The 26,962-nt window shown below is 42.6% G+C and carries 23 protein-coding genes and 4 pseudogenes; 5 read left to right on the top strand and 22 right to left on the bottom strand.

The window, feature by feature from the left end; all coding sequences use genetic code 11:
• Window positions 1-33: 33 nt before the first annotated feature.
• Entirely contained in the window at window positions 34-2,004 is a 1,971-nt protein-coding gene (locus ACKLNH_RS17540; RefSeq protein WP_413113559.1) for an alkaline phosphatase D family protein, read from the bottom strand.
• 259 nt (window positions 2,005-2,263) lie between these two features.
• Window positions 2,264-2,653, bottom strand: a pseudogene (locus ACKLNH_RS17545) (beta-eliminating lyase-related protein); the annotation flags it as partial.
• A 291-nt stretch (window positions 2,654-2,944) separates the two neighbouring features.
• On the opposite strand from ACKLNH_RS17545, the gene ACKLNH_RS17550 reads away from it, so the two are divergent.
• Window positions 2,945-5,053: a methyl-accepting chemotaxis protein gene (locus ACKLNH_RS17550; RefSeq protein WP_413113560.1), complete on the top strand. Its 2,109-nt coding sequence runs from the start codon at window positions 2,945-2,947 to the stop codon at window positions 5,051-5,053.
• A 157-nt stretch (window positions 5,054-5,210) separates the two neighbouring features.
• Here ACKLNH_RS17550 and ACKLNH_RS17555 read toward each other — a convergent pair whose 3' ends face one another.
• From ACKLNH_RS17555 to ACKLNH_RS17575, 5 genes are all read right to left on the bottom strand, one after another.
• The gene (locus ACKLNH_RS17555; protein ID WP_413113561.1) at window positions 5,211-5,978 is read right to left on the bottom strand and encodes an amino acid ABC transporter ATP-binding protein; all 768 of its coding nucleotides are present in this window, start codon (window positions 5,976-5,978) and stop codon (window positions 5,211-5,213) included.
• Between the two features lie 19 nt (window positions 5,979-5,997).
• Window positions 5,998-7,095 (bottom strand): amino acid ABC transporter permease, encoded by a 1,098-nt coding sequence (locus ACKLNH_RS17560; protein ID WP_413113562.1) that lies wholly within the window; start codon window positions 7,093-7,095, stop codon window positions 5,998-6,000.
• A 1-nt stretch (window position 7,096) separates the two neighbouring features.
• The gene (locus ACKLNH_RS17565; RefSeq protein ID WP_413113582.1) at window positions 7,097-8,299 is read right to left on the bottom strand and encodes an amino acid ABC transporter permease; all 1,203 of its coding nucleotides are present in this window, start codon (window positions 8,297-8,299) and stop codon (window positions 7,097-7,099) included.
• A gap of 186 nt (window positions 8,300-8,485) precedes the next feature.
• Window positions 8,486-9,523 (bottom strand): amino acid ABC transporter substrate-binding protein, encoded by a 1,038-nt coding sequence (locus ACKLNH_RS17570; protein WP_413113563.1) that lies wholly within the window; start codon window positions 9,521-9,523, stop codon window positions 8,486-8,488.
• Window positions 9,524-10,053: 530 nt separating this feature from the next.
• Window positions 10,054-11,085, bottom strand: coding sequence for an acyltransferase (locus tag ACKLNH_RS17575; RefSeq protein ID WP_413113564.1), 1,032 nt, complete (start codon window positions 11,083-11,085; stop codon window positions 10,054-10,056).
• Between the two features lie 221 nt (window positions 11,086-11,306).
• Between ACKLNH_RS17575 and ACKLNH_RS17580 the strand changes: the two genes are divergently transcribed.
• Complete coding sequence (locus ACKLNH_RS17580) at window positions 11,307-12,080, top strand: phosphotransferase (protein ID WP_413113565.1); 774 nt, start codon at window positions 11,307-11,309, stop codon at window positions 12,078-12,080.
• Window positions 12,081-12,172: 92 nt separating this feature from the next.
• Here the strand turns inward: ACKLNH_RS17580 and ACKLNH_RS17585 are convergent, their stop codons facing one another.
• Complete coding sequence (locus ACKLNH_RS17585) at window positions 12,173-12,919, bottom strand: Lcl C-terminal domain-containing protein (RefSeq protein ID WP_413113566.1); 747 nt, start codon at window positions 12,917-12,919, stop codon at window positions 12,173-12,175.
• Window positions 12,920-13,121: 202 nt separating this feature from the next.
• On the opposite strand from ACKLNH_RS17585, the pseudogene ACKLNH_RS17590 reads away from it, so the two are divergent.
• A pseudogene (locus tag ACKLNH_RS17590) lies at window positions 13,122-13,695 on the top strand (nitroreductase family protein).
• A 130-nt stretch (window positions 13,696-13,825) separates the two neighbouring features.
• On the opposite strand, the gene ACKLNH_RS17595 reads toward ACKLNH_RS17590, so the two are convergent.
• From ACKLNH_RS17595 to ACKLNH_RS17615, 5 genes and pseudogenes are all read right to left on the bottom strand, one after another.
• Window positions 13,826-14,284 (bottom strand): GNAT family N-acetyltransferase, encoded by a 459-nt coding sequence (locus ACKLNH_RS17595; protein WP_413113583.1) that lies wholly within the window; start codon window positions 14,282-14,284, stop codon window positions 13,826-13,828.
• Window positions 14,285-14,392: 108 nt separating this feature from the next.
• Window positions 14,393-14,701, bottom strand: a pseudogene (locus ACKLNH_RS17600) (VOC family protein); the annotation flags it as partial.
• A 66-nt stretch (window positions 14,702-14,767) separates the two neighbouring features.
• Window positions 14,768-15,172, bottom strand: coding sequence for a hypothetical protein (locus tag ACKLNH_RS17605; RefSeq protein WP_413113567.1), 405 nt, complete (start codon window positions 15,170-15,172; stop codon window positions 14,768-14,770).
• A 151-nt stretch (window positions 15,173-15,323) separates the two neighbouring features.
• Window positions 15,324-15,950: a LysE family translocator gene (locus tag ACKLNH_RS17610; protein WP_413113568.1), complete on the bottom strand. Its 627-nt coding sequence runs from the start codon at window positions 15,948-15,950 to the stop codon at window positions 15,324-15,326.
• A 156-nt stretch (window positions 15,951-16,106) separates the two neighbouring features.
• A complete protein-coding gene (locus ACKLNH_RS17615) occupies window positions 16,107-16,790 on the bottom strand; it encodes an SDR family oxidoreductase (protein ID WP_413113569.1) in 684 nt (227 codons plus the stop codon).
• Between the two features lie 208 nt (window positions 16,791-16,998).
• Here ACKLNH_RS17615 and ACKLNH_RS17620 point away from each other — a divergent pair, with 208 nt between their 5' ends.
• A complete protein-coding gene (locus tag ACKLNH_RS17620) occupies window positions 16,999-17,805 on the top strand; it encodes a transposase (protein WP_413113570.1) in 807 nt (268 codons plus the stop codon).
• 251 nt (window positions 17,806-18,056) lie between these two features.
• On the opposite strand, the gene ACKLNH_RS17625 is transcribed toward ACKLNH_RS17620, so the two are convergent.
• The 4 genes from ACKLNH_RS17625 to ACKLNH_RS17640 form a co-directional block, all read right to left on the bottom strand.
• Window positions 18,057-18,503, bottom strand: a complete 447-nt coding sequence (locus tag ACKLNH_RS17625; RefSeq protein WP_413113571.1) for a GNAT family N-acetyltransferase — start codon at window positions 18,501-18,503, stop codon at window positions 18,057-18,059.
• Window positions 18,504-18,979: 476 nt separating this feature from the next.
• Window positions 18,980-19,753 (bottom strand): competence protein CoiA family protein, encoded by a 774-nt coding sequence (locus ACKLNH_RS17630; protein ID WP_413113572.1) that lies wholly within the window; start codon window positions 19,751-19,753, stop codon window positions 18,980-18,982.
• A 148-nt stretch (window positions 19,754-19,901) separates the two neighbouring features.
• Window positions 19,902-20,249 carry a hypothetical protein gene (locus ACKLNH_RS17635; protein ID WP_413113573.1) on the bottom strand — a complete coding sequence of 116 codons (348 nt, stop codon included), beginning with the start codon at window positions 20,247-20,249 and terminating at the stop codon, window positions 19,902-19,904.
• Entirely contained in the window at window positions 20,246-20,683 is a 438-nt protein-coding gene (locus ACKLNH_RS17640; RefSeq protein WP_413113574.1) for a tlde1 domain-containing protein, read from the bottom strand. Before ACKLNH_RS17640 ends, ACKLNH_RS17635 begins: the two co-directional genes overlap by 4 nt.
• Before the next feature lie 228 nt (window positions 20,684-20,911).
• On the opposite strand from ACKLNH_RS17640, the pseudogene ACKLNH_RS17645 reads away from it, so the two are divergent.
• Window positions 20,912-22,100: pseudogene (locus ACKLNH_RS17645) on the top strand (IS4 family transposase).
• Window positions 22,101-22,208: 108 nt separating this feature from the next.
• Here the strand turns inward: ACKLNH_RS17645 and ACKLNH_RS17650 are convergent.
• From ACKLNH_RS17650 to ACKLNH_RS17670, 5 genes are all read right to left on the bottom strand, one after another.
• Window positions 22,209-22,868 (bottom strand): Bax inhibitor-1 family protein, encoded by a 660-nt coding sequence (locus ACKLNH_RS17650; RefSeq protein ID WP_413113584.1) that lies wholly within the window; start codon window positions 22,866-22,868, stop codon window positions 22,209-22,211.
• Between the two features lie 148 nt (window positions 22,869-23,016).
• The gene (locus ACKLNH_RS17655) at window positions 23,017-23,580 is read right to left on the bottom strand and encodes a hypothetical protein (RefSeq protein ID WP_413113575.1); all 564 of its coding nucleotides are present in this window, start codon (window positions 23,578-23,580) and stop codon (window positions 23,017-23,019) included.
• A 176-nt stretch (window positions 23,581-23,756) separates the two neighbouring features.
• Window positions 23,757-24,254, bottom strand: coding sequence for a hypothetical protein (locus ACKLNH_RS17660; protein WP_413113576.1), 498 nt, complete (start codon window positions 24,252-24,254; stop codon window positions 23,757-23,759).
• A 138-nt stretch (window positions 24,255-24,392) separates the two neighbouring features.
• Complete coding sequence (locus ACKLNH_RS17665; protein ID WP_413113577.1) at window positions 24,393-25,376, bottom strand: hypothetical protein; 984 nt, start codon at window positions 25,374-25,376, stop codon at window positions 24,393-24,395.
• Between the two features lie 124 nt (window positions 25,377-25,500).
• Window positions 25,501-26,712, bottom strand: coding sequence for a hypothetical protein (locus ACKLNH_RS17670; RefSeq protein ID WP_413113578.1), 1,212 nt, complete (start codon window positions 26,710-26,712; stop codon window positions 25,501-25,503).
• Window positions 26,713-26,962: the final 250 nt, after the last annotated feature.

A 26,962-nucleotide genomic window follows, 5' to 3' on the forward strand; every position in this document is an offset into this window, starting at 1 on the left:
TGAAAAACACATTATTAGCAACGAAAATATTGACTAATCGACACTTTGCTTCACGTTAATTGGTGGGAAACCAATTCGTTGCCCTTCTGCCGTTAAAATGGCGATGTCGATAGGTTTACCGTTAGCATTGAGCTTAACTTCCCCTATTGCACTGCGGTTAAGCAAACGATGATTACCCAGCAGATCTGGGTCGCGCTTGAAAATTTTGAGCCGCTTTCGTTTAGTCAGCCAGTTCAGCGGTGAGCGAGGGCTGTACAATATTCGATCCATAAAGTCACAAATACGAAGTAGCGCATTCGGGAATTCATTTTTTAGTCCACTCGCGGTGATTTGATAAATATTAGGGCTACTTTTTCTAAAGCGAAGTTTAATGTCATAAACGAACGAATAGTGCACGTCACCCGACAAAATAACAAAGTTGGTCGGTGTCTTAGAATGAGTAAAAATACTGATCAAGGTATTAGCGGAGCCTGGATGAGCCATCCAGTTTTCAGCATCGATCAATAATGGCTGACCAAACCATGTCATTACTCGCTGTAAAGATTCAATAAACTTGACCCCGAAAATCGGTGCCGCAGATACAAGAATCACCGCAGGTTCATTTATCAATTCCATCTGCAGTTCACTGAGCGCTTCCCAATCCATCAGTCCCGAAGGCTTATTCATCTTTGATTCTGAACGCCAACGACGGGTGCGAGTGTCGAGTACTAACATTTTGGGCTGGGTGTTGATTGTGTAATGCCAATGCTCGAACCGGTACAGATAATCAATCAAGCTATCTTGGCTATCACTAGACGGTCTATTGAAGTATCCATCCACATGCCTTAAAAACGTCTCATCAAATTTTTCAGGCGCATTCCCCCACCCCTGACATAACCAATAGCTGACCAAGCCATTACCGATGATCCGTCGAGAGAAATGATGATGATATGCCGCTTGCTCCCACCCCACCGTTAGATTCCAATCATCCGTTATATCGTGGTCATCGAAAATCATATAGGTAGAAATATGTGCCATTAAGCGGCGAACTTGCGGTAAACCTGTGACAAACTCATCAATGTGTTTTTTTTCTTCAGCCCACAGCTTTTGCCACTTAGTCTCTAACGTATTTCCTTGCCATTGAAATTGATTTTTCTCTAAGCTCGCATTATCAACCAAGTTCCACAGCACAGGCGACCATACGAGTAGGTACATCGCATTAAATTCACTTAGCGTGATCAAATGGTTTCCTGACTCTCGAGAGCTAAATACTGGCACTTTGCGTCTAAGCCAACTTTCAACTCGTGGGAAACGCTGAATAATGTCATCCCAGCCTTCAAGGTCATGCGGCAAGAGTTTTTCTCTGCCGTAAAAATTCTCAGCATGGCTGAATAACGACTGCGTGTCAGCTATCGGTGCTTTAACAAAACTCTCATCGTAAAGGCCTAACAAGCAAATCACTTGCTGAATGCAGTCTAGCGTTGATCCGGCGACATGATCAGCATAGATTTGATCACCACTCATCATCAGCAGCGACGGACGCTCTTCAACACTTAGTCCAGCCACCTTTGTGTCAGCAGCCACCAAACTGTCTTTACTCGGGAAATGTGGATTACGGCAAGAGCCGTGCATAACATAATCAGCTTGAGTTTTAATGGTAAATGTCGGCCGTGATTCCTTGGCATAGAGCAATTCAGGGATTAATTCAGTTAACAGACCATCTTGGGTTTCAATCTCGTACTCCAAAGGGGTATTCACTGGGTAGTCGCCAAAAAAGGTGACCTGATATACCCAAGCACGCTCACCAATCTGAATATGTTTTCCATATGAGAGTTGGCCTGCAAATAGTGGTAATTGCTCGCCTTGATGATAAAGGGTAAAGGTGCCTTCGAGTGGTTGAGAAACCGTAAGCCATATCGTCAACGTCTGGGACGAGACCTTACGCAAAATTGGCCCTGAAAGAATGAGGGGCAAAGACTGAGGCGAATAGACCGGAGCGGCAGTTTGTGGCGATTCCACGATCATAAAGCACGAAATCTCTATTAACTTTACTTTTTCTTGAGTATAGATACAACATTAGCAGCTATCTGATTAATAACGCTAAGACTTTTAAAAATTGAGATTTGGGCCGTATCTCGCGATGAAGCTTGCTTTATAGACACTCAGCCTATTTAAAAATTGATAGTTGAAACGCCCAAAGCCAACGACGTTGAGCGCTTCAAAAAAGAAGAAAAACGTGCCTTACGCTTCTACAGTGAAACGACTGACACGTTTAATTACCGGTTTAAGCCAGTGCTAAAGCGTTATTGTCAGTGGCCACCTTTGTTTGTGTCGCTTCAACATCTTTCAAACGAGCGGTGAAGTGACGCAGTACGGGGGGGTCATAGGTAAATTCTAACCCTTTCACATTCGCGGCGTTCTCCTTCACTTTTTCGAATGCTTCAATAATGAAATCCATATGTGTTTGGGTATAGGTGGCACGCGGAATAGTTAAACGAAGCAACTCTGCTGGGCAATGGTGTTGTTCACCTGTTGCAGGGTCGCGCCCCTGTAATAAAGCGCCGATCTCAACGGCTCGGATACCTGCTACCTTGTATAACTCGCAAGCTAAAGCATGGGCTGGGAATTGGTTTGCAGGAATATGTGGCAGTAATTTACCCGCATCAACGAATGATCCCCAGTTATCTAGCAATGGATTGATTAATTCTTAACGCAGATTCAACTTATTGCCCATTCCATTGTGCTTTATTTTGGTGCGCCCGTGCACTGACCGAGAAAGTCCCTTACCCAATCCGTACAACGCAGATCCTTCTTCGAACCCAACATCTTCACAATATAGCTAGTGATACACCAAAGCCAACATAGGTCACGCCATTTAAGTATCACCTTGGCTTTATCACGTCGGACATGGAATAGTACTTGCTTAGTTTATCTTACTGAACTGATTACAAAAAAAGGAATTTGTATGAATCTAAGTAGAGAAGAGAAACGCTGGTTGCCTGTTTGCGGCAAAACTGGAAAAATCGCCATGAAGCGTTCATGCTTTTTAAACCGACACCGTGATAATGAGCTTAAACAAACCTTCGAGAGTATTGCGCAAACTCGCATATCACTATTGAAATCTTGGACCAATACCCAATGGGACTTTCTTAAAGACATAGCCCAATACCTCGAGAGTAAAATCGACGATGAATGGACTGAAGCACTAGAACGATCGCTAAGGCGCCACAACAATTTTTCAGAACTGTTTGTTGTCAATAGAGACGGTAAAGTCACCCACTCTTCAACGCCGAGCAGAGCGGGTGAAACGGTTGCTTGCAAAAACGCTTTGCACCAAGGGCTAGAAACAACCTATCTGCATGGCCCTTATATTGACCCGGTGACTTTAAACCTTGGCCGAACGAGTTCAAACTTTCACGATGCCGTTACATTAATGTTCTTTATTCCAATTAAAACGGGTCAAGTTTGTCTGTGTGGCAGAATCCCTAACGATGTAATGAGTGATCTGATCCAACGTGAAGCTGGGCATATTTATAGAGAATCTGGTGACAACTATATTTTTATGGTTGAAGCAAAGCACGACACGAGTATTCGTCCCGGTACTGCACTGTCACGTTCACGCTTTGAAGACAATACTTTTTCACACGGAGAAAATTTAAAGGCAGGCATAAATACTCAGTGGGGACAGGTAAAAGTACATGCACATACTGAGTTCGAGATTATATTTAATGATCCTGCGACACGCCAGCTTCACCCTGGAGTAAGAGAAACGATCCGCAATGGTGAGAATATCTATGTTGGGTATCCCGGCTACTCCGACTATCGACATATTCCCGTCATAGGTAAAGGCGTCACATTCAGTTTGCCTGGCAGCCCTGATCGCTGGGGTATGATGTGTGAATCAGACTTAGAAGAAGTACACCGTCACCGCTCCATGAGCCATTCAATGACGAATAAAGTAGCAACGATTAACCTTGCAACGTTGGCCACATTCTTTGTACTGATGACCAGCGTCACGTTACCACTTTGGGGGCAACTTCTTGCAGGTGTCGGTCTTGCAACACTCGCTACGTGTATATTTAAGCTATTGTGCGCAGCTCCATTGACGAAACAATTATCGCAGATGACGCGGGTTATGCGCTCGTTAGCGGAAGGAGACGGCGATCTTTCACAGCGACTAAATACTGACCAACGTAATGATGAAATCGGCGACCTCGGCCGCTGGGTAAATAGCTTTATAGATAACCTCGAATCGATTGTTGCTCAAATTACAACAGCGAGTAGAGAGGTAGAAAGTGTTACAGAGTCAATGTTAAGGCGGTGCAACGTACTGATGTCTTCTAGTGCAACCACCACCGACTCTTTGGCTAGCATGTTGTCGGTCACAGAAGAGCAAAGCAATGAGATTGTAAAAGCGAGTCAATCAGCCAGTACAATGCGTGGGTTACTCCAAGATACCGTAGAAAGCAGTGAAGCTGAATATCAAGAGGCCGTCACGCGAGCGAGTGAAATTAAGAAAATTGTCGAAGACTCGGCTTCAAGTGTTAATCAAGTCAACTTAGAGATGCACAACATTGGTGACATTGTCACTCTTATCACCGATATCACCGCTCAAACCAACCTACTCGCTCTCAACGCTGCGATTGAGGCTGCACGGGCTGGGGAGTATGGACGCGGATTTTCTGTTGTTGCCGACGAGGTACGTGTCCTTGCAGATAAGACGTCGCAAGCGGCGCAAAAAATAGGATCTCAAATGCAGCAATTGCACGACCAGTCAGCGTCTGCCGTTAAAAGTATGGAGATCGGAGTAAAGAATGTGGATGACAATATTACCATTGTAGATTCGTCAGCGCGGAGTGAATCTCTGCATAATTCGATCAATAATCTACTGTTAACTATCGATACTATCGCAACAAGTAGCCATCAAAATCAACACGCCGCGAACGAAGCACAGCAATCATCTGACCAACTGAAATTGGCAGCTAAACAGTTATCCACCAGAACCAATATGATGCAGAACGCCATCACTCGCCTAAATCAACTAACAGGACGATTTGAGATAAAAGCGAGCTAACCGCTAGTAAACATAGCGCTTACGCTTTAAGTAAGCGCTCTTAGTTTTAAGTTTATCCATGCTAATCGAAAATAGAAACAAAAAAGGCGCCCTATCGGACGCCAAAGGAGGCAAACAGCACCTAACTTGTTATCACTGACTGTTGATGTAGAAACAACTAATGAATAATTTGCTGTAAGAACGCTTGGGTTCGATCAAACTGCGGCGCACTGAAAAAGGCTTCTGGCTCGTTTTGTTCAATGATTTCACCCGCGTCCATAAATATCACTCTATCAGCCACTTCTCGGGCGAAACCCATCTCATGAGTCACACAGATCATAGTCATGCCTTCTGATGCCAACTCCACCATAACATCAAGCACTTCTCTCACCATCTCTGGGTCTAATGCCGAGGTGGGTTCATCAAAGAGCATGACTTGTGGTTGCATCGTTAAAGAACGCGCTATCGCGACACGCTGTTGCTGTCCACCCGACAACTGTCCTGGGAATTTGTGGGCTTGGTCAGCAATTCGCACACGCTTTAGGTATTCCATCGCCAGCGCTTCCGCTTCTTTCTGGGGCATCTTCTTCACCCAAATCGGTGATAATGTGCAGTTTTCCAACACCGTCAAATGGGGGAATAAATTAAAATGCTGAAAGCACATACCCACTTCACGCCTAACTAACTCGATGTTTTTCAGATCATCCGTTAGCTCTGTCCCCGCCACCATAATTTGGCCGCGCTGATGATCTTCGAGATGGTTAATACAGCGGATCATCGTCGACTTACCTGAGCCTGACGGTCCACAAATAACAATTTTCTCACCCTTTTTTACAGTTAAATCGATATCTTTTAAGACATGAAACTCACCGTACCACTTATTCACTTTCTGCAAGCGAATCACTGAATCTTCTGGCACTGACTGATAAACGGTTTTTGTATACATAGTGACTTCCTTGTACAAGTTAATGCCTATGTTGCGTATTTAGCTTACCTTCCAGGTAAATACTGTAGCGCGACATACTGAAACACATAATCCAAAACACCAGAGCAGCAAAAACAAAACTCTCGGTAGAAAAACCTAGCCATGCTGGATCACTATTGGCTGACTGAGCAATGCCGAGAACATCGAACATACCGATAATCAATACCAAACTGGTATCCTTCAGCAGAGCAATAAACGTATTCACAATCGAAGGTATACTGATCTTCAATGCCTGTGGTAGTACGACCAAGCGCATCAACTTCCAATAACTCAACCCTAGCGCTTCGGCTGCTTCAAACTGCCCTTTGGGGATCGACTGCAATCCGCCACGGATCGCCTCGGCCATGTAGGCAGAGTTAAATAACACCACACCAATCAAAGCTCGCACCAGTTTATCTATTTCTGTCCCGCCAGAAAGAAACAATGGCAACATAACGGACGCCATAAACAACACAGTAATCAACGGAACGCCACGCCAAAACTCGATATATACGGTACTAAAGCTGCGGACAATTGGCATTTGTGAACGGCGACCCAACGCTAATACCACACCGACAGGCAATGACACCACAATCCCTGTTAGTGCAATGACCAACGTGATGAGTAAACCGCCCCAAAGGTGTGTTTCAACTGCAGGTAAGCCCGCCACACCGCCATATAAAATAAACACAGACAAAAGCGGAAAAATGGATAGAGAGACAACCAGTAGCCATTTTTTGACGACGGCGTTGCCCACCAACATTCCAGCAATGATGCCAAGCAGACCAAGCATAAATGCTATTGGTCGCCAGATTTCTTCACTCGGATAAAACCCAAACATAAACTGCTCGAAGCGCGCTTGAACAAACACCCAACAGGCACCATCTCGGCTACAATCTTCTCGGCTCGAGCCGATCCAATCAGCATCAAGCAATGCCCATTGGAAAATATGGGTCAATACGAAAAAAAGACTGCAGGCAATAACGCCAGTAACAAGGGTATTAAATATAGAAGAGAACAAATTTTCTCTAAGCCATGCCGAAATACCAACCATCTTCGATGGTGGTGCTTCTGAAGGCGAAAAATAAAAGGCTTTCATATTATCGCTCCACCAGGGCCATTTTACGGTTATAGATATTCATCAACAGTGAGGTTAACAAACTAAAAGTTAAATAAACCGCCATCGTCATCGTAATGATCTCTATCGCCTGCCCTGTTTGGTTCAATGTGGTTCCTGCAAACACAGAAACAAGATCAGGAAAGCCAATCGCCATTGCCAAAGAGGAGTTTTTAACCAAGTTCAAATACTGGCTGGTCAGAGGGGGAATAATGACACGCATCGCCTGCGGAATAACCACCAACTTGAGCACAGAAATTGACGGTAGCCCCAATGCACTCGCTGCTTCAGTTTGCCCCCTATCAACCGCCATAATTCCCGAACGAACAATTTCTGCAATAAAGGCTGCGGTATAAATAGCCAATGCAATAAGTAAAGCAAACAATTCCGGCATCACATCAATGCCGCCGCGGAAGTTAAACCCTTTTAACACCGGGTACTCAATGCCGATTGGTTTTCCTGCAAGAAAAAAAGCTAACGTTGGTAATACCAACATGACAAGCACGCTTAGTCGCCAAGCTGGAAGCGCGTGTCCTGTTTTACGCTGCTTACGATGGCTGCCAATATGTAACGCCACCACAGCAAATAGACCAACTAAAACAGACAAACCAATCCATGAGGCGCCTGGGTAAAACTCTAATGCGGGAAAGAATAAACCACGGACATTTAAAAAGATTGAATTTGCCAAAGATAGGCTATTGCGAGGTGATGGTAACGCTTGCAAAACGACGGTGTACCAAAATAAAATCTGCAATAACAAAGGAATATTTCGGAAAATTTCGATATAAACCGCTGCAACATGCCTGAGTAACCAGTTCTTAGACAGGCGCGCGATACCGACTAAAAATCCCAGCACTGTCGCTAAAACAACCCCTAAACCTGCCACTAAAGCGGTATTAAGTAGACCGACCACAAATGTCGCGCCATAGGTATGGGTCTCATCATAGGAGATCAACGACATCCCAATACCAAAGCCTGCAGTATCACCTAAAAAGTCAAACCCTGTGGTAATCCCTCTTTGTTCCAGATTCACTAACGCATTATTAATAGCACCATAAATTAACAACCCTACCCCTGCCAGCAATAACACCTGAAAGAACAGCGCTCTTGCTGCAGGGTTGTATAGCAATCGCTTTAAACCTGCGCTTGGCGACGTTTGTTTTGTATCGCGCTCTAACGGCTCAATAACTGTGTCTGCATGACTGGCGGCTTTTTGTTCAGGAGCAAGCCGCGAATCCAACTCAAAATTACTTATCGACATCAATGCACCTTTATTACTAAGTTAAATCCCTGTGCAATTAAAATAAAGGGGCTAGCTCCCTAGCCCAATCTAGCCCCTTTTTGCAAACTTAATAACTATCCAACTTAATAACTAGCGGACTGGTGGCGCATACATGATACCGCCATTAATCCATAGTGCATTCAGGCCTCGTGCGATCTTCAGAGGTGAGCCTGTACCCACGGTTCTTTCGAAGCTATCGCTGTAGTTCCCCACTTGCTTGATTACCTGATATGACCAATCATCGGCGAGTTCCACCCCTTGACCTTTCGGTCCATCAATACCCAGTAATCGCAATACGTTTGGATCGGTCGAAGTTTTCATGCTATCTACGTTAGCTTGACCAACGCCGTATTCTTCTGCATTAACCATGACATTCAGTGTCCATTTCGCGATGTTAAACCACTGATCATCACCTTGCGCGACAACTGGGCCTAATGGCTCTTTGGATATGACTTCTGGCAACACAACAGCAGATGTTGGGTCTGAGAGTTTGATCCGTAGCGAATACAGTTGAGATTGATCAGATGTCAACACATCACATCGCCCCGCTTCAAAGCCCTTAACCGTTTGATCGGAGGTATCAAAAACAACAGGTTTAAACTCCATACCATGGACACGGAAATAATCCGCTAAGTTTAATTCTGTTGTCGTACCGGACTGGATGCATACAGATGCGCCATCGAGCTCTTTCGCTGATGCAATCCCTAGGTCTTTGCTGACCATAAAACCCTGACCATCATAATAATTCACGCCAACAAAATTAATGCCAAGGGCGTTATCACGCTGCATCGTCCATGTTGTGTTACGAGAAAGAATATCGATTTCACCCGATTGAAGCGCAGTAAAGCGCTCTTTGGCGGTTAGTGGAACAAACTGTACTTTGCTCGCATCACTTAACACTGCCGCGGCGACTGCACGACAATATTCAACATCGATACCTTTCCAGTTCCCTTTCGAGTCGGTATTAGAGAAGCCTGGCAAGCCGGTACTTACCCCACACTTTAATACCCCTGCATCTTTCACCTTCTTCAGTGTCGAACCCGCAGAAGTTGAAGCTGTCGCACTAGCCGACATCATTAGAACTGAAGCTAATAAAGTAATTGAAACGCCATTTATAACTTTCTTCATATTGGACATCCTGTCTACTATTAAATATGAGCTTTTGATTAATTGTGCAATCTAATCATTGCAACAGATATGCCAGCATTCCAATAGAGAATTTAATTAGAAATAAATATCAGAAAAGAAGGGATTAGCAAACAAAGTAACTACCAAAACAGAATGGAGCAGAATGAACCTCCAGCTTTAATTGCGCTCCTTTGACGATAAAAAACAGTAGAACGCTGTTGCCTAAAAATGGGGCCTCAAATTAGTGAGCAGATTGCACCAAAAATAGGCAATCAGATTAAAAATGGCAGCACTGGAGATTTACAATCAACCAGTGCTGCACAAGCAAATATCAATATTCGCTACATGTTATTTTTATGGTAATGATCCTCGCGGTGCAAAACTTCATTAAAATCTGTTTCGGTGTGCAGGGTATTGATAAAAAACAAATATCACCAACACCCTACCACTTACCACTACACGTATAGCCCCCCCTAACTTTGGAAGTCAGGGGAGCCTGAACTCACTTTTTATCCGTCAGTTTTAACGTACTAACGTAATAACCATCGTTTTAAAGGCGTGCGTAATATCCCTTCAACAACCAAAAGTGATATCGAGAATGTCGCTGCGACGACAAACAGGTCTTTTAGGTAACCCTCGATACCAAATGTAGTCGATAAATTGAGCATAATAAGGAATATCGGTAAATGTGCTACGTAAACACCCAATACCCTATTTGCCAATTTAAAGGTTATAGGGTGATCACCGAATGTTGGTCGGCTTAACAACATCATAAATATGCCCGCTCCCCACAATGGCGTGCCCAATAAAAAGTCATGGATATTAAATGGAATGTCGTAACCATACAGCCAAAATGCTTCTGAAAAGTGAATGACTAAACCTAGCGCGGCTAACATCAAACTTTGCATCAATGACAGACGTATCGATTTTCTACGAATTTCAACCCCTAGCAAAATCATCAGGGTACTGAAAAATGGGCCATTTCGTGTAAAAAATGGCGTCCATAGTTCAGTTAGCGTTAAGTAACTGCCCCCAGCTACCCCAAAAAGATATAGCCCAAGAGCAACTAGCCACAATAAGCCTAAACGCTTAAAGTGCAGTGCAATCGTAATCACCGCCAATCCACACAATAAACCTGGGATATACCATAGGTGAACCAAACCACCTTCCATCATGGTGTTAATTGGGGTTTGCAGCAGCCATCCCCAGAAGCCTTGCCTTTCAGCAAAATACCCGTGGGTCAGCGCTACCTCAATGTTAAATGGAATCGTTAAACAGATCAGGCTCCAAACTAGCCAGATCCTCATCAGTGGCCTGCCGTAGTTTAGCAGAGTAGCAAATGGGCTATTAGTGAGTTTAGGTTGCACAAGATAACCCGCCAATATAAAAAAGAACGGCACACCAAAACGCGCTAACTGATTAACCGTATACGCAAGCCATGGCGTTTCATTGATAAGTGGCCCTTGATAAAGAATATGACAATGCAAAATAACAATAGCAAACATCGAAAGAGCCCGACCTAATTCAAGGCTAGCAATTTTGTTTGAGTTGGAAGGTGACATGGATGTTCCCAAATACTGCAAATGCGCCAATTTAAGTGCTTGGTGGACGAAAGACAAAATGTATATTGAAACTTACGATACATCGCATAGTTTCCAGCTGTGGGGGTTGCTTCGGAAATCACGCATTGTTAGGTTTTTCACTACCGTTCCGATTCACCGCAACTGACGTCAAAAACCGTTATTGCCGTAACGTCATTAAAGACAAGCACACAAGGATAAGCATGGAAGCACTTCTAGGAGGACGAGATGGCCAGGTTCACCGTTCAAACGATAAAGTCTATCGGCCACGTGGCTTTTGGTCTGAATCCGTTCATGTACTACTAACCCATTTAAAGCACGAGCAGTTTGGAGGTGCCCCTCAAGCATTTGGTTTTGACGAACAAGGCAATGAAATACTCTCTTATGTGTCTGGTGAGGTTTATAATTACCCTTTAGTCGGGCCAATTGCCACAACAGAAGCGCTCAACTCTGCAGCGAAACAGTTACGCACCTATCATGACGCCACCACATCACTATTTCATCTCAACAGCTTCAACGAATTACACTGGCAGTTGCCAACACGAGAGCCTCAAGAAGTGATCTGCCATGGTGACTATGCCCCATACAACGTGGTGCTCCAGAATGACACGGTTGTCGGTATGATTGATTTTGATACCGCACATCCCGCGCCTCGAATTTGGGACGTCGCCTACGCAGTTTATTGTTGGGCTCCATTTAAAACCCACCCTTACGATGCTCTCGGCACAATTACCCAGCAAACGAGTCGGGCACGGCTATTCTGTGATGCTTATGGATTAGTACGTTCAGCAAGAACACAATTGGTTGATCAGATGATAGTGCGACTCCAAGCATTGGTGGACTTCATGCACCATGAAGCCGCTAACGGCAATACTGCGTTTATTGACAATATCAACGATGGTCATCATTTAGCTTACCTCGCAGACATTACCTACCTTAAACACCACAAGCGAGAAATAACAGAAGCACTGATTTAGCAGAAGGAAAGCAAACGTGCCACGTAAAATCGTGGTGCGTTTGCTTTTGGCAACCATCTGTATCGCGCTAACGAAATAGCCTAAATACAATGCTATTTCTTAATGACCCTTACCGGGCGTACCATATTAAGCACACGCGTCTCGTCGCCTTGAGGGTGCTTTCCACCTATCCATGGATAGACAGTGTCACCGTTGCCCAAGGTTCTATCGTCTCCTCGTTGAGCGCCAGCTCCATGGACATCTATAGGATAACTACCCAAAGCCCCCATCGCCCTACCAAAGCAAATATATATCGATTGATTACGCGCGCCGAATGGCGTTGAAGTCCAGTAATAGCCCCAATCTTTTAACCCTGCCATATTTACGATTGGTGTCGTTTGAAATATTGGGTCAATCGCGGGCGTACCCGTTACATCAGGGCTACGCGTATAATCCACAATACTATGTAACTGTTTGGTATCCGGAAGCCTCCAATCATCATAACCCGCAAATTGCAGCGCGCCACAATGTTTAAGTCCAGATTTCCAGTCCATGCGACCATCACCAGCAGGCCCCAGCTTAAACAAACCAGAATCGTATTTCATCCACATTAACCCGGTCGCAAGATCAGAAATCGTTCCATCACCATTATCAACAAACATGTTTTGACCGTAGTTTGTATTCCCTCGGACATAATAAACGGTAAATGTTTTAGTCGAAGGGTAGCCCTTCAGATATCCATCTCTAAAGTTATAGCCAAACATCGTTGTCACCGATCCTAGGGTTTTTCCACCGTAGATCGTACTGGTTACTGTTTGTGTATCAAGAAATCTGTCACCAGGAACATAGATTTCCGGCACATCAGGTAAACTGAAGTAATTCTTATCAAAAAAGGGTTCTGACGTTTCTTCTGTGCGTTGAAGTCGTCAAGCCCTGCCATTTTTAGACAGTTTGTCCCATTATGGACAAATTTTTCCACAGTCATTGGTTTCTTTAGCCGTGTATCGAAGCGGCTATGGCGCGTACTATCTCCTCATCGCTTTCGTATACGAGGAAATGGCAATGCCACACCCAATCATCACCGGCTTAAATAAACGTTATACCGCAAAAAAATATGATGCGACCAAACGCATCTCGGCAGAAGATATGGATGTTATTAAAGAGGCGATACGTTTGCGAATATTTATCAATTTAATCAGCCACATGCTAAAGAAGCATCGCATGTGATTTTGTTCGCGCACAATCCACACTTTACTAAAGATAATTACAAGAAAATGGTCGATGCCGAAGTGAGTTCTGGTCACTTACCCGAAGAGATGTACAACAATATGTTGGATGGTGCGTTCGCCTTTGCTGAATCAAATACCGATGAAAACGGGTTTAATGGCCATTGGACCAAAGCACAAACCTACATTGCACTAGGCAACACATTGCATTTACTTGCCCGCTTAGGCATTGCATCGACACCAATGGAAGGCGTTGATTCAGCGTTGTCGGGGAGATGTTTAGTGAAGAGTTAGATGGGTACCAATGTGACTTTGCGTTAGCAATGGGCTATCAACTTGATGGGGAAGATTACAACTATGGCCTTCCTAAAGCCCGCTTACCGATTAATGATGTCGTGACTGTGTTGTAAGCGGTTATTTGTACGCTCGGCGTTTTTGCCGAGCGCTTATAGCGTATCACCAATACGCAGAACTCCCTTAGGTTCAGACTGATAAGCGTCCGCGATAAACTGAATCGTATCCAAAGTATCTTTGTGCGTGCTAATTAAGGTGCTTTTGCCAATGTTGCTGACCTTTTAAAGCCACTCTGTAATCTACGTAGTCGCATGAACTGTAAAGCTTTTTAGCTGCAACATTATCATCACCTACCTCTAATGTGATTTTGAAGTAACCATTATCTCTACAATACTGTTCAATACCATTAAGTTGCTCTTTGCCGACACCTTGGCCTCGGAAGCTATCCGAAACCATAAAGTCATGAATATTCATTACTCTTTGCGCACGGTAGGTTGAGAATGATTCAAAGCACACCGCGAAACCAGCGGGCTGGTTGTCGACAAAACTGATAAACCCGTAGAAATATGACAAAGCAAACAGCTGACTAATTACAGTGGGGTCCAGCTCAACAGAAAGTCCAGATAGGTACTCGCTGAATAAAGACTCAAATATGCCTTTATCCTCATTGCTTTCTGTTTCGAGACGTCTAATTAAGATTTCCATATTCATTTCCACCAAAGCACATCGACATAGTAACCCCCACGAGGTGTTAGCCGTTGATGTATTCTTGAACTCTTCAATCGGTTCTCGATCAGAGTATACATATACAGAATTTCCTATTGGATCTAAGACAGAAAAACCTCGGTCTCCCCAAGGATGATCTTCAAGCGGCATGATGACTTCTAGTCCAGCTTTAGTAAGACGCGAATATTCAGCATCTACATCTTCGACGTTAAAATTTAGCATCACTCCTTGACCGCCAAACACAGGCATATGCTCTTGCGGCTGGATAAAGCAAATTTCTGAGCCATCTTGATCAATTTTCAACGTAACATACCAACCACAATCAAAAACTGCTTTTGCCGCAAAATACTTCATGTAGTACGCTCGGCAAGCATCTACTTCAGTGGTACAAAACATGTAGACAATTTTTTCGTTTTCATATGATTTCCTTATTCTGCGAACATTAAATTAAGCGGCTAACGGCTAACGGCTAAGGCGGTACTTAACCAATGACGGACTTTCACAATCTATTGTTTCTATGTAGATATTACGCTCCTTCCACATAACTTCGATATCATAAAGACAAAACGAATATTTAGTTGGATCGACAACCCAAATCCCATTAACTTGAACTGATACTGACGTAAATAGCTCATTATCATTACCCCACCAAGCTAAAACCAAATACTTACAACTTTCACCATTATGGAAAATAACGAACGCAGCAGTTTGATCCCATTCGAGAGTTATTTCAGATTTAACCTCTGTTAGTCGTTGATGAAAAGCGACCATATTGATTGGTTCTCCATTTGCTGAAATGGTATAAATCTTAACCCCATCCGCATCTAGCCAATCTTGCTCACCTTCCAATTTTCTTGATTTATACATTGTACCTCCTTGTACGCTTAACGCCCGCTTAACTTACTGCCAACTGCACCGAACTAAAACAGGCTGGCATGATGACCTCCTTAGGTCGTCGATGCGTGGCAGTAAAACGGATCAAGTCCAGAATCACTCTTAAATTGTTTGTATGGACTTTTTATCGCTGCTTCATGAGCGCCACTGCTAGACCTGAAGAAACGAATGTAATACCTGCCCCAATATTTAAACCTGACACGAGCCTAGGCTTATTTCTGAACCAGTCGGATAACTGAGATGAAAAAACACCCATTAAACTAAAGCCAACTGCTGTTAATACCGCAAACCAGACTCCATAGCCGATCATTTGAATTGTCACTGACCCTAAACTTGGATTTACAAACTGAGGTACAAATGCAAGAACAAACATGCCAGGCTTCGGGTTAAGCGCTGCGGATAGAAAGCCAGTAGAAAAAATAACTGTCAAAGACTGTTTTTTCGCCGGCTCTAATGAGAATAGACTTCTCGAACGAAGAACCTTTACACCCAACCAAATTAAGTAAACAGCGCCAAGTAGTTTAACAACGTAAAACGCTACTTCCGAGGTTTGAATTAGCAGAGTTAGCCCGAAGGTTGCTGCAACAACATGAAATAAAATACCTGTACCAGAAGACATACCTGACATTACTGCCGCCAGTCGTCCTTGACTTAAACCTCGACCAATAGCGAGTAAGTTATCTGGCCCCGGTGAAATAACCAACAGTAAACAAGCCAATGTATAAGTGACAAATACCTCTAATGGAAACACAAAACCTCCTTGTTGTATGACTCTGAGTGCTAACGCCCGCTTAAGTGGTGAGCAACGCGATACGATGCCTCCGCATACCACCTAAATCACTAAATTTATCGCAAACCACAAATGCCACACGTTGGGAATCTGTCTTGAACGCTTTGTATACGAATTTTACCAGACGTGTTCCGTACCCTGCCATGTTAAGAACTTACCACTTTGTTCTAAGGCCAAGTTGCTGGCTAGTTTTACAATACCTGATGCACTTTCTTCAACAGTGATGTCTGCGTCTTTACCGCCCATATCTGTTTTAACCCAACCAGGATGAATTGGGCACACAACAATTCCTTTCGGCTTCAGTTCTAATGCCAACACTTGCATGACTTTATTAACCGCAGCTTTTGAGCTTCGATACGCATACATACCATAGCTTTCTCGGTTTAATGCGCCCATTTGGCTTGAAATGGTAATAATACGAGGGTTAGCACTAGTTTCGAGAAGCCTTAAGAGAGCTCGGCTAACCATAAGAGGCGCTATTGAGTTCACGGCAAAGGTGTTGAGCCATTCTTTTGAGTTGATAGCCTCCATTGATTGCTCGTCTGAACCAATAACACCCGCATTGTTGATAAGTATGTCCAGCTGAACATTTGATAGCTTAGAAGCCAAATTAACTATTGAGGATTCGTCAGTGACCTCTAGTTCATGCAGCGTCAATGAACTATTAACAAGCAGTTTTTTTAACTGCATTGAAGGCTGACCACGATAAGTCGAGATGACGTTATAACCTAAAGCTAAAAATTGACGAGTTAACTCAAGTCCAATACCCCTCGAAGCGCCAGTAATTAAGACTGTTTCCATGTGCTGAATTTCCTTATTCGTATAACGCCGGGCATAAGGTGCGCCACGACAAACTCACAAAGCGCGCCGAACTCGGTACCAAAACTGCCAAGTGTAACGCGCGTCTTAAATGCTTTGTTGAACGAAGCCGCTCTGCGGCAGAGTAAAGCGTAAGACCACCATACTTCTTGTAACCCCATCATTCGATGGTCAACAAGGAGTCAGCACCATGAACACCACTGAACTTGCTCGCTACAACTTCCTTTATGAACAACACCTTACCAACCTATCGCTGCAAGGTAAACGCCCTGCAACCATCGATGCCTACAGCCGTGCGGTACGTCGTATTTCTGCCTTCTTTGACTGCCCGCCAGATCACCTGACAACCGAACAGTTACGTACCTATTTCCGCCAACTCATCCGCACCCACTCATGGAGTACCGTCAAACTCGACCGCAACGGCTTGCAATTCTTCTACCGCTATACCCTCAGTAAACAATGGATCTGGCTCAATATCGTCAAACCGCCGCAGGTCAAACGACTGCCTGACCTTTTGGTACGACTGCTCGACACCCTTGCCCAACACCCTACACTTAGGCTTCCTCCGGCACCGCTCCCCACCGAGTGGGTAGTCGACTGTCGTAAGGTTGGCCGGGGCTTACCGACGCTGCAATACCTATCACGCTACCTATACCGGAGCGTTTTACCCGACAAAGATATTATCACGTTCAATGACCATCAGGTGACATTCCGCTATACCGATAGCCAGACCCAGCGACCGGCAACGCGTACCTTGCCGGTGGTGCAGTTCTTGTGGCTTATCTTGCAACATGTGCTGCCAAAAGGGTTACAGCGGGTGCGGGATTATGGCTTGCTACATGGCAGTGCGAAAGCACTGCGGCTGACCATCCAGCTAATGTTGCTCAGCTTGCCGACATGGCAGTTACCTGAACAAGCCAAGCCCCAGAAAGCAAAACGGGACTGCCCATGTTGCCAGCATGCTATGTGCTGTGTCGGCGCCACCCGACCGAGATAGCCGCAAGGCAGACTGAATAAGGATAATGGCAATCAACACCGACGAGGAGAACGCCAACGTAACACCGAACTCAGGCAGTAAGCTACTGAAGTGAATAGCATTGTTATCACTTCTGGGCTGCGCTCGTCTTGAGCAAAGTCACGGGCGCAACGCCTATCAAACTCCCTCCGAGCAATTTACTTAATAAGGTTATACGGGCTTGTCCAACAACCGGATAGAAGTGTCGGCTGCGCGACACGTATCCTTATTTGTTATGTGCGTACCAAAGACATTGGCACGAACCGAATTCCGTTGAACTCTGCTTCTTCACCTGTTGCTACGAAACCATTACGATTGTAAAAACCAACAGCATTCACCGATGAGCGTAGGCTAACTTCACAAGCGTCTGTCTGATTAAGCAAATGATTCAATAAAGTACGACCTAAACCTGAACCCTGCTGTGAATTTGCAACAAACAAATGGGTTAGATAATTTCCACCACGCAAAGCGGCAAAACCTAGAACCTCCCCACCCGATACCGCCTTAATTGATGAAAACTTCTCATCATCAAGAGTAGACGCTAGGTCAGGTAATACTCTGTCCTTAAACTCTTGCTTTCCTTGTTCATTAAGCAATGGAAGCACATCCTTGGCAGAGACCTCTGAAACAAGCCTTGTTACTGCGTCTAAATCCGTTTTTAGAACCTTCTGAATTTCCATATTTCCTCCGAGCACATAACGCCCGCTTAGTTGTGAGCAACGAAACCGATTGCAAAACCGCCACCTTCAACACCTAATTTGAATAAACAAAAAATGCGCCCGCGTTTTTTGTCCACCTTGAAAACCCTTGTTGAACCAAGCCTCAGAAAGCAAAACGGGACTGCCCATGTTGCCAGCATGCTATGCGCTGTGTCGGCGCCACCCGACCGAGATAGCCGCAAGGCAGACTGAATAAGGATAATGACAATCAACACCTACGAGGAGAACGCCAACGTAACACCGAACTCAGTCAGTAAGCTACTGAAGTGAATAGCATTGTTATCACTTCTAGGCTGCGCTCGTCTTGAGCAAAGTCACGGGCGCAACGCCCATCAAACTCCCTCCGAGCAATTTACTTAATAAGGTTATACGGGCTTGTCCAACAACCGGATAGAAGTGTAGGCTGCGCGACGCGTATCCTTATTTGTTATACCGATTCAGAGTGCCTGAGAAAACAGATAGGTACGACAAACTGGGCAAAAATGAGAACCATACCAATGTGATGAACACTTTTGACAGTGATAAAGAGCTTCATCATGGTCATCATCTGATGGAAATGGAGACAAATCGAGATTAGATACCTTCTTTTCTCGTGGATGAAATTGCCATTGTCTAATTTCTGAATTTTCGATGATTTGATCTTTTAGAAATGACTTATATTCACCATGCTTAACTTCATTGTGGAACCAACGACTTGCGTAACTTAAATCGATTACAAGCAACCCTGTTTTATCGTGGGTAAGACTTACATCATGAATATAGGTATCTTTCTCAGGCGTAACAAAGATAACTAAGATGCTGTAATCACCTACCGTCAACAATACATCGTAATATTGATTATTGTGATACCCTTCAATTTCTGTTGAATCAACTTTTATATGTGATTCTTTGGCTAGCCAAATTTTCTCGTTACCATTAAACAAATAATAGTCTGGTGTGATCATCTCTGAAATTTCCAAACATATTTGTTTAGCCATCAAAACAACAGATACCCAGAAAGAATACTCGCACTCTTTAGCTGTATTTTCAGAAACACCTTTTGAAGCATGAGCAAAATGCCAAACATTTACTTCACCTTGTCGTGCAAGTAGCGGTGTTTCACATGAGGGGCAAATGCAGCCAGACTTTTTGCCACGAGGAACATTTGCAACATCAACAAATTGTTCATCTTCAACACGAAGACCGAATGGTATCTTGTTAAATTCTGTCATCCGACCTCCTTATCGGTATAACGCCGGGCATAAGGTGCGCTACGACCAACTCACCAAGCTCACTAAACTCCACACCAAAACCGCCGAGTGTAACGCGTCACCCTTGATGCCTTTGTTACATGCGGCTTATTAAGTATTTCCACCGTGGCTATCGTTTAGCTTTAAAATTCCTTAACCAACTACCAGTTATAGATAGAATAAATATCAGGAATGATGAAAAAAATCCGTGATAAAAATACTCCTCTCCTTTTTCATCAATTACTGCGCTTCTAAAGGATGGCTCTGCATACATATCGTAAACCCCCAACGCCATAAACAAAGCAACAATCAGACTCAAATAGTTAATAAAACGCAATTTATATGAAAGAAGAAGAAATACTAACCCAATAACTATACTTGTTATCAAAAGACTTCCATATGATGGAATCTTATCCGAAATTTCAGCATGACAAATATTTGGAATATTAGCTAATAAAAGACAGATAATCTTTTTCATTCTACTACTTCCAATTCAATTTTGATTTTACTGGACTTAATATAGCTAAGTATTTTATCCGTTTGCCTATTTCCGAGAACTCCACCACCAATGTCGATACAACCAGCAGAGCCTTTCATATCACCACCATGCAAGAAAAAATTATCCCTTTCATATGTTTTTGTAGCTGGTTTGGGATGAAGACGTACACGCCAATCACCCCAATCTCCTTTCGTACGCCTCGCCAAATCACCAATCAAGTTCGGGTCACTCATTTCTTCCGGATTAATATAGTACATGCCTACAGGAAGAGGCCCTTCAAATGACTTAGCCTGACAAGCTGCTGAAGCCTTATTCAGGCAGTTACCACGTCCACTTGTCGCATTAACAACCATCGAAAAGCAAGGAGTAACTAATGACAATTTGCCATTTCCAATACTGAATATGATTTTCATTATTTCATCCACCAAATAATACCATTCAGTGATGAAAATACCGTCTACTGCTTAAAGGTAAAGAAAGATAGTCATATGATTGAGTATCTTTAGAGCCACTTCGCATGTAACGCCTTGCTCTTGCGAATCCCCTCATAATTAACCGTAAAAACAATGAGGTAGACGCGCATCGCTGTCTTTGATCTAATGAATATCGCCAAACACACATTTCGAACAAATGGACTAACGATGCGCGATATTCAGATTCTACAGCAAACCATACAAAACCAATGCCCCTCAATTCACAAAAAACGTCTTAATTCTCTGATGCTTGCAACAAAAAGCGTGCTTGACGGCTCTGACTAAACTGGGGCGAAAACTAGAAACCAATACCACCGTGAAACATGCGATTAAACGCGTCGATAGACTGCTTGGAAATCGTCAATTACACCGTGAAAAGGACCTTATTTATAAGTGGCATGCCCATTTAATCACTGGAGCTAACCCATGCCCTGTAATCCTTGTTGATTGGTCTGATGTTCGTGAGCAACTTCGCTATATGACGTTAAGAGCATCTGTGGCCTTAGATGGAAGAGCCATCACAATCTTTGAACAGGTCTTTGAATATAGCCAATATAACTCACCCAAAAGTCATCAGTTATTTCTCGATAAACTACAACAAATCCTACCGAATGACGCGTGCCCCATTATCGTATCTGACGCTGGTTATAGAAATACATGGTTTCGACAGGTTCAAGAAAAAAACTGGTTTTGGTTAGGTCGCGTTCGTGGTGAAGTCTCGATAAAACAACCCAATAAAACGTGGGTTTCAAACAAAACCTTTTATCCAAACGCTACCCATAAACCAACGTATCTTGGCCACTGTTTATTAGCAAAAAGATCGCCAATACCTTGTGAGGCCTATGTTTACAAAGGATTAGAAAAAGGCCGTAAAGCCCAGCGCCACAGTAGAACTAGCCAAAAACACTCCGCTACCCATCTCTACCAACGCAGTGCAAAAGAACCTTGGTTACTTGCGACCAACATCCCTCGTCATGTTTTAAATGAAGTACAAATTACCAACCTTTACGCCAAACGTATGCAAATAGAAGAAGCATTCCGCGATTTAAAAAGTACTGCTTATGGGATCGCACTTCGCCACAATAGAAGCCGCTGCACTAAGCGGTTAGATATCCTGCTTCTTATTGCGTTGCTCGCTGAAATCTTGATGTGGTGGAATGGCCTCATTGCAGTCCAAGCCAAATGGCATTTTGACTTCCAAGCCAACAGCATTAAACACCGCCGAGTCCTATCAATACCTCGCCTAGGAAGGGAAGTTCGGAATCATCGGCGATATCAAATTAACGAATCTCAATACCAATGGGGAATGTTCGAATATCAAAGGCTGACACACAACGCCGGACTGAGGGAATTATGAGGGGATCCGTCAGCGCCGCGTTAAGCGGACTAAAATAGTGGGTTATAATGTGTAGCGAAGCGAAACGTAACCCACTGTTTTAGTTCCGTTTAAACGCCTTGTTATGTGCTATTTTCTACCAAGAATTCTTAGTATACGTAAAAACAAATTTATAATGTCCATATATAATGCAGCGGCACTATCCACGGCATTATCATATGTTTTAGGGATGGCATTTGCCCTAGCCCAATCATAACCAATATACCCACAGAAAATGATTGCGACTATCCAGTCTAAGATTCCATGATGAGTATTAAATATGAATATTTCAATTAGCTCGACTACGATCACACAAAGTAAAGCTATTGTAAGGCCTCCAGCTATTTTATTGAAAAATGCGGGATACATTGAACCTAAAAGCATCATGATAAAAGTTACCATACCAGTAACTCTAATAGCCTCTAGTACGACATCTGGATTATATTGGCTTACTACTAGATTAATAATCAGCCCGAAAGGAACAACCACAAAGTTATAACCAATAAAACTAACTATTGGTTTATCAGATTTACTGAAAAGATAGATACCAAAAAAACATGAAGCAAAATAACCAATAAAAAAGATTATTGGGTTTATATTACTTATAGATTCAACTGGAATATTTAGAACCATTAGCCAGTTAATGGCGAAGCCCCAAATTAATGTTAGACCGATGACAAAATTGTAAGCTGAACCGCTAATTATCTTGTCATTGGTTTCTGTTCTGTCAAATACATCTACTTCCATTATATTTCCTTATAATATGAAATTTAGCCACACTGCTATGGCACATAACGCCGAACATAAGGTGCGCCACGGTAAACTCACCAAGTGCACCGGGCTCCATACCAAAACCGCCGAGTGTAACGCGTCACCTTGATGTTTTTGTTATGTTTTTTTACGACCAACTTTTGTTGTCTGATGATACGAAACTATTAAATAGTGTTTCATATTTCCAACCATCACCAGCAACTACTGTGCAATCTGATGAATGAACACGAGTATGAAGTATTGCAATAGGGTCTTCAAGATTAGGCAGAGACAGCTGACTGTGAATCCTCTCCCTAACCTCAGCTAATTCAGGATAGTCCTCACGATACTCTGACTCCATGAACACCGCTGTTTTACGCATTTCTGATAAATCACCGTTACCAGAAAACTTAAGCAAGTCGAACCAATAAGGAATAGCTATCAGCAAAGCTAAAAATTCTGACAGGTTATTTGCAACTTTACCTGCTTGTCCCTCAGATGAAGCAAATAGTATTGGCCGTTTTTCGAGCTCTAAACTTCCATACGCAAGAAAAACTCCACCAGATCCTTCGCCGGCCAAAACAGTGAAAGGTAAATTTGGATCTAATTTTATCCAAGAGTAGTCGTCATTAGCTTGACCTAATTCAAAGTCAAATAACTCACCCAAAGCATCAGCTATATCAACTAATTGAAGCTCAGAATATTTAATCATCCGTTAAACTTTCTCCAAAAACATAACGCCTGCAATAAGGTGCCCCACGCAAAACCATCAAAGCACACTGAACTTCATACCAAAACCGCCGAGTGTAACGGGTGAAGTCCAGCATCACCTTGATTGCCTTGTTATGTGCCGAAAATTTCAGAGTCATATATGTTTTATTATTTTTATTAGTTCAACTCGCTCTTGGAAAATTTACCTTCTGTAACAGAACCATCACTATGATACTGCGTTACAATCAAAATCGGCTTAGCACCGCTTTCTTTTACAATAATATTAGAGGGTATCCTAGCCCGATTCACTCTTCCCCAAGACACTCGCTCTCCAACAACTTCGCACTCATATGACCATTTAGTACCATCATTTCTAAAATACGAAACAATGGCTAAATATTTGTCATCAAGTGTTCCACTCATATTTTTAGGGTCTTGCCCCATAATTGTTGATATCGTTGCCTTACAAATCTGAAGATTGTTAAATATTTCGAGTTTTTTGACTTTTGGTAAATCAGGTTTATGTGAAACTTTTCCCGAAACTGAAGACCTATTCTTAACAAGCTCCGCTCGTTGCCTGTCATATTCCTGACTTTTAGCCTCGAGCCAATTTTGAACCGCTATGTATGACCCAAAAATTGCAATTAGTACAATGGCTCTTATAACATTTTTCATGTGCATAAATCCCTTCACATTACTAAGGCACATAACGCCTGCAATAAGGTGCCCTGCACTGAATCAACAAAGCACACAGAACTTCATACCAAAACCGCCGAGTAAAATGCATCACCTTGATGGCCTTGTTATGAAAATTTACTTCACTCCGCCAAAGTTACACTTTTCCTCGACCAGACTTTCTGGATAATTACCGTTACGAACTACATTACATAGTCGAGTGATAAACTGAACTACTGATTCATTAGTTTCTTCTACACTAGTAGAAACACTTAAATACTCACTATGATTTACTCGTGCATAGCCTACATACTGCCTACCTTCAACATCGGCATCCACACCTAGAATGATGGACTCGCGAGAGTACTTATTCGAGTTAACATTTTCGCCAAGTACAGACGAACCGCCATAAAATTCAGCAGCCATAGGGTTAATTGAAGCTAAAAATATTTCCAAAACTCCTTCCAACACTTGTTCAGGTGGATTATTTTTAAGGTCATCTTGCGTAAGCATCATAGATAGAGTAACGAGGTACAAATTATAGTCAGAGTAATAAGCTAGCTCACTAAAACAAAATTTATCTTTTTCACTGCACTTAACTACGTCAAGAATTTGAGTTTGATCTAACAACACTTTATTGGGAATATTTATGTTTGACGACGTAGTTTCTATAAATCGTTCATAATCCGACCCTGACAACGACGCAATTTTACTATTTACTATTATTGACCTCTTTGTATCCGCTGTAGTTAACGTTAGTGAGTATGATAGTTGCAAGTTTTTTTCTTCGGGATTATGAGAAAGCAAACTGGCTCTGAAAGCACTACTACTAACGTCAGAAATTGAGTAGAGAAGTCCACTTCTTAATACTTTTGCGCTAATATTTTTGTTACTCCCCATTCCTGTTATTACTTCACGCCCACTCAGTAAGTTGTTTATGGCATGTGAATTTAATGACAGGTATGTGCAATTATTTGATTCTGAGCACAACCCAATAGTCGATGCTGGGTAATAGTTCATAGGTACTAGATATTCAGAATCGACAATTTTGAACTCCGCCGCACTCAGTCCTGATGACAAGAAGCTCATCAATAACACGCCAAACATTAGTACTCTGGTCAAACTGTTTCTCCGATTAATCTAATTTTCATAACGCCTGCAATAAGGTGTGCCTCACTGAACTAGCAAAGCACACCGAATTCCATACCAAAACCGCCGAGTGTAACGCATCACCTTGATTGCCTTGTTATGTGTTTATTTTCTTTCCAGTGAGTTGATTAAGAAGTTCATCAAGCTCCAATACCAATAGCTCTACTTCAATCTGACTATTTATTACTTCACTAGGATCTGTACCAAATGTATGGTGAGCGATTTGATTTCTAACTTTTCGAGCATTATTTATAATTTTTAATTGTTTATCAGAAAGAAGCCCTAGATTGGCTACTGCTTTTTGCAGTTCAAATAGTGATGCCTTATGAATCACTGACTGATCAGTGCCAAACACGTTTAATAGCTCGATTAACACCAGTTCTAAGCGTTGAATACGTGCCATGTACTTAGCAAAATCACGGTGATAAAGAGTTAGTACGTTCTCAAAGACGTTATCTTTCTCTTCCTCGGTAACATTTATTTCATCAAGGGAAGCTATTGCTTTTTCTAGTGTCGGTTTCAAATCAGAAGTTAAAAGAATAACGTCTTCCAAGTTCTTCTTATGAAAGTCTTTGTTATGTGCGACTTTACATCTAAGTTCATAAAGCTGATCCCATCGTTTTTTCAAGAATTCGGCTTCACAACCAACTAGTGGTTGAAAGAATCTATCCCAATTAGATTCAGGAATAAGTGATTTAATATCATCTAATTCCAAATTAGCAAAATCCTTTGCTGCCTTTAGTTTTTTTATTAAACTATCCTTATGGTTTGGATAGTTCTCACTAAAAAGAAAGTTTTTCAGCTGAATAAAATCCACATTATTTAGATAATTTATATCTGCATTATTTGAATTTATTGACTGCTGGACATCTGTTGGTACACGCTCCTTAGTCCATCCTAAACCTAAATTCGTCAGCATGAACTTTGTAATCAATAACCGCATTAGATTTTCAATATCAAATAGCTTAGGGTATGCTTGATTAGAGTAATATAAGCTCAAATCATCCCAAACAACATAAGTCGTTTTTGTCACCAAAGATAGCGATTTCCTAACTGATTTTAGAAGCAATGAAAAGTTATCTAATTCATCTTCTGACTTACAGGTTAGACAAACATTAAAGTATATGTGTGACTTGTCGTCATTTTTACCTAACTTTATTTTTATATCAGACGCGTGCTTTTTGAAAGTTATTTTATTTCTTTCGATTGATATATCAGAGTCTGCTTGCAACAAATTTTTCAATGCAGGGATAGTCTTACATTGAGTTTTTTTCATGTCAGATAAGATTAAGTATTCTACTTTATACAAAATATTCCCTTTTAAGTTCCGGTTAACCTAAACACATAACGCCGCATTAAGGTGTGAGCAGCGCTTGGCTATACTTGAGCGAAGCGAAACTGCCAAGCGTTGCGAATCACTCTTAAATGCTTTGTATGGATAATAATCAACAAATAAGGGTAATGTGAGACCCAGGCTTTAGCTGCAACTAAAGCTTTCTATGTAGTAGTTCGATTGAACGCTGGCTCCTCAATTGAGAGACCGATAACAAACACGAACG

This window comes from Thaumasiovibrio clandestinus (assembly GCF_047250365.1).
In the GTDB taxonomy this organism is placed as follows: domain Bacteria; phylum Pseudomonadota; class Gammaproteobacteria; order Enterobacterales; family Vibrionaceae; genus Thaumasiovibrio.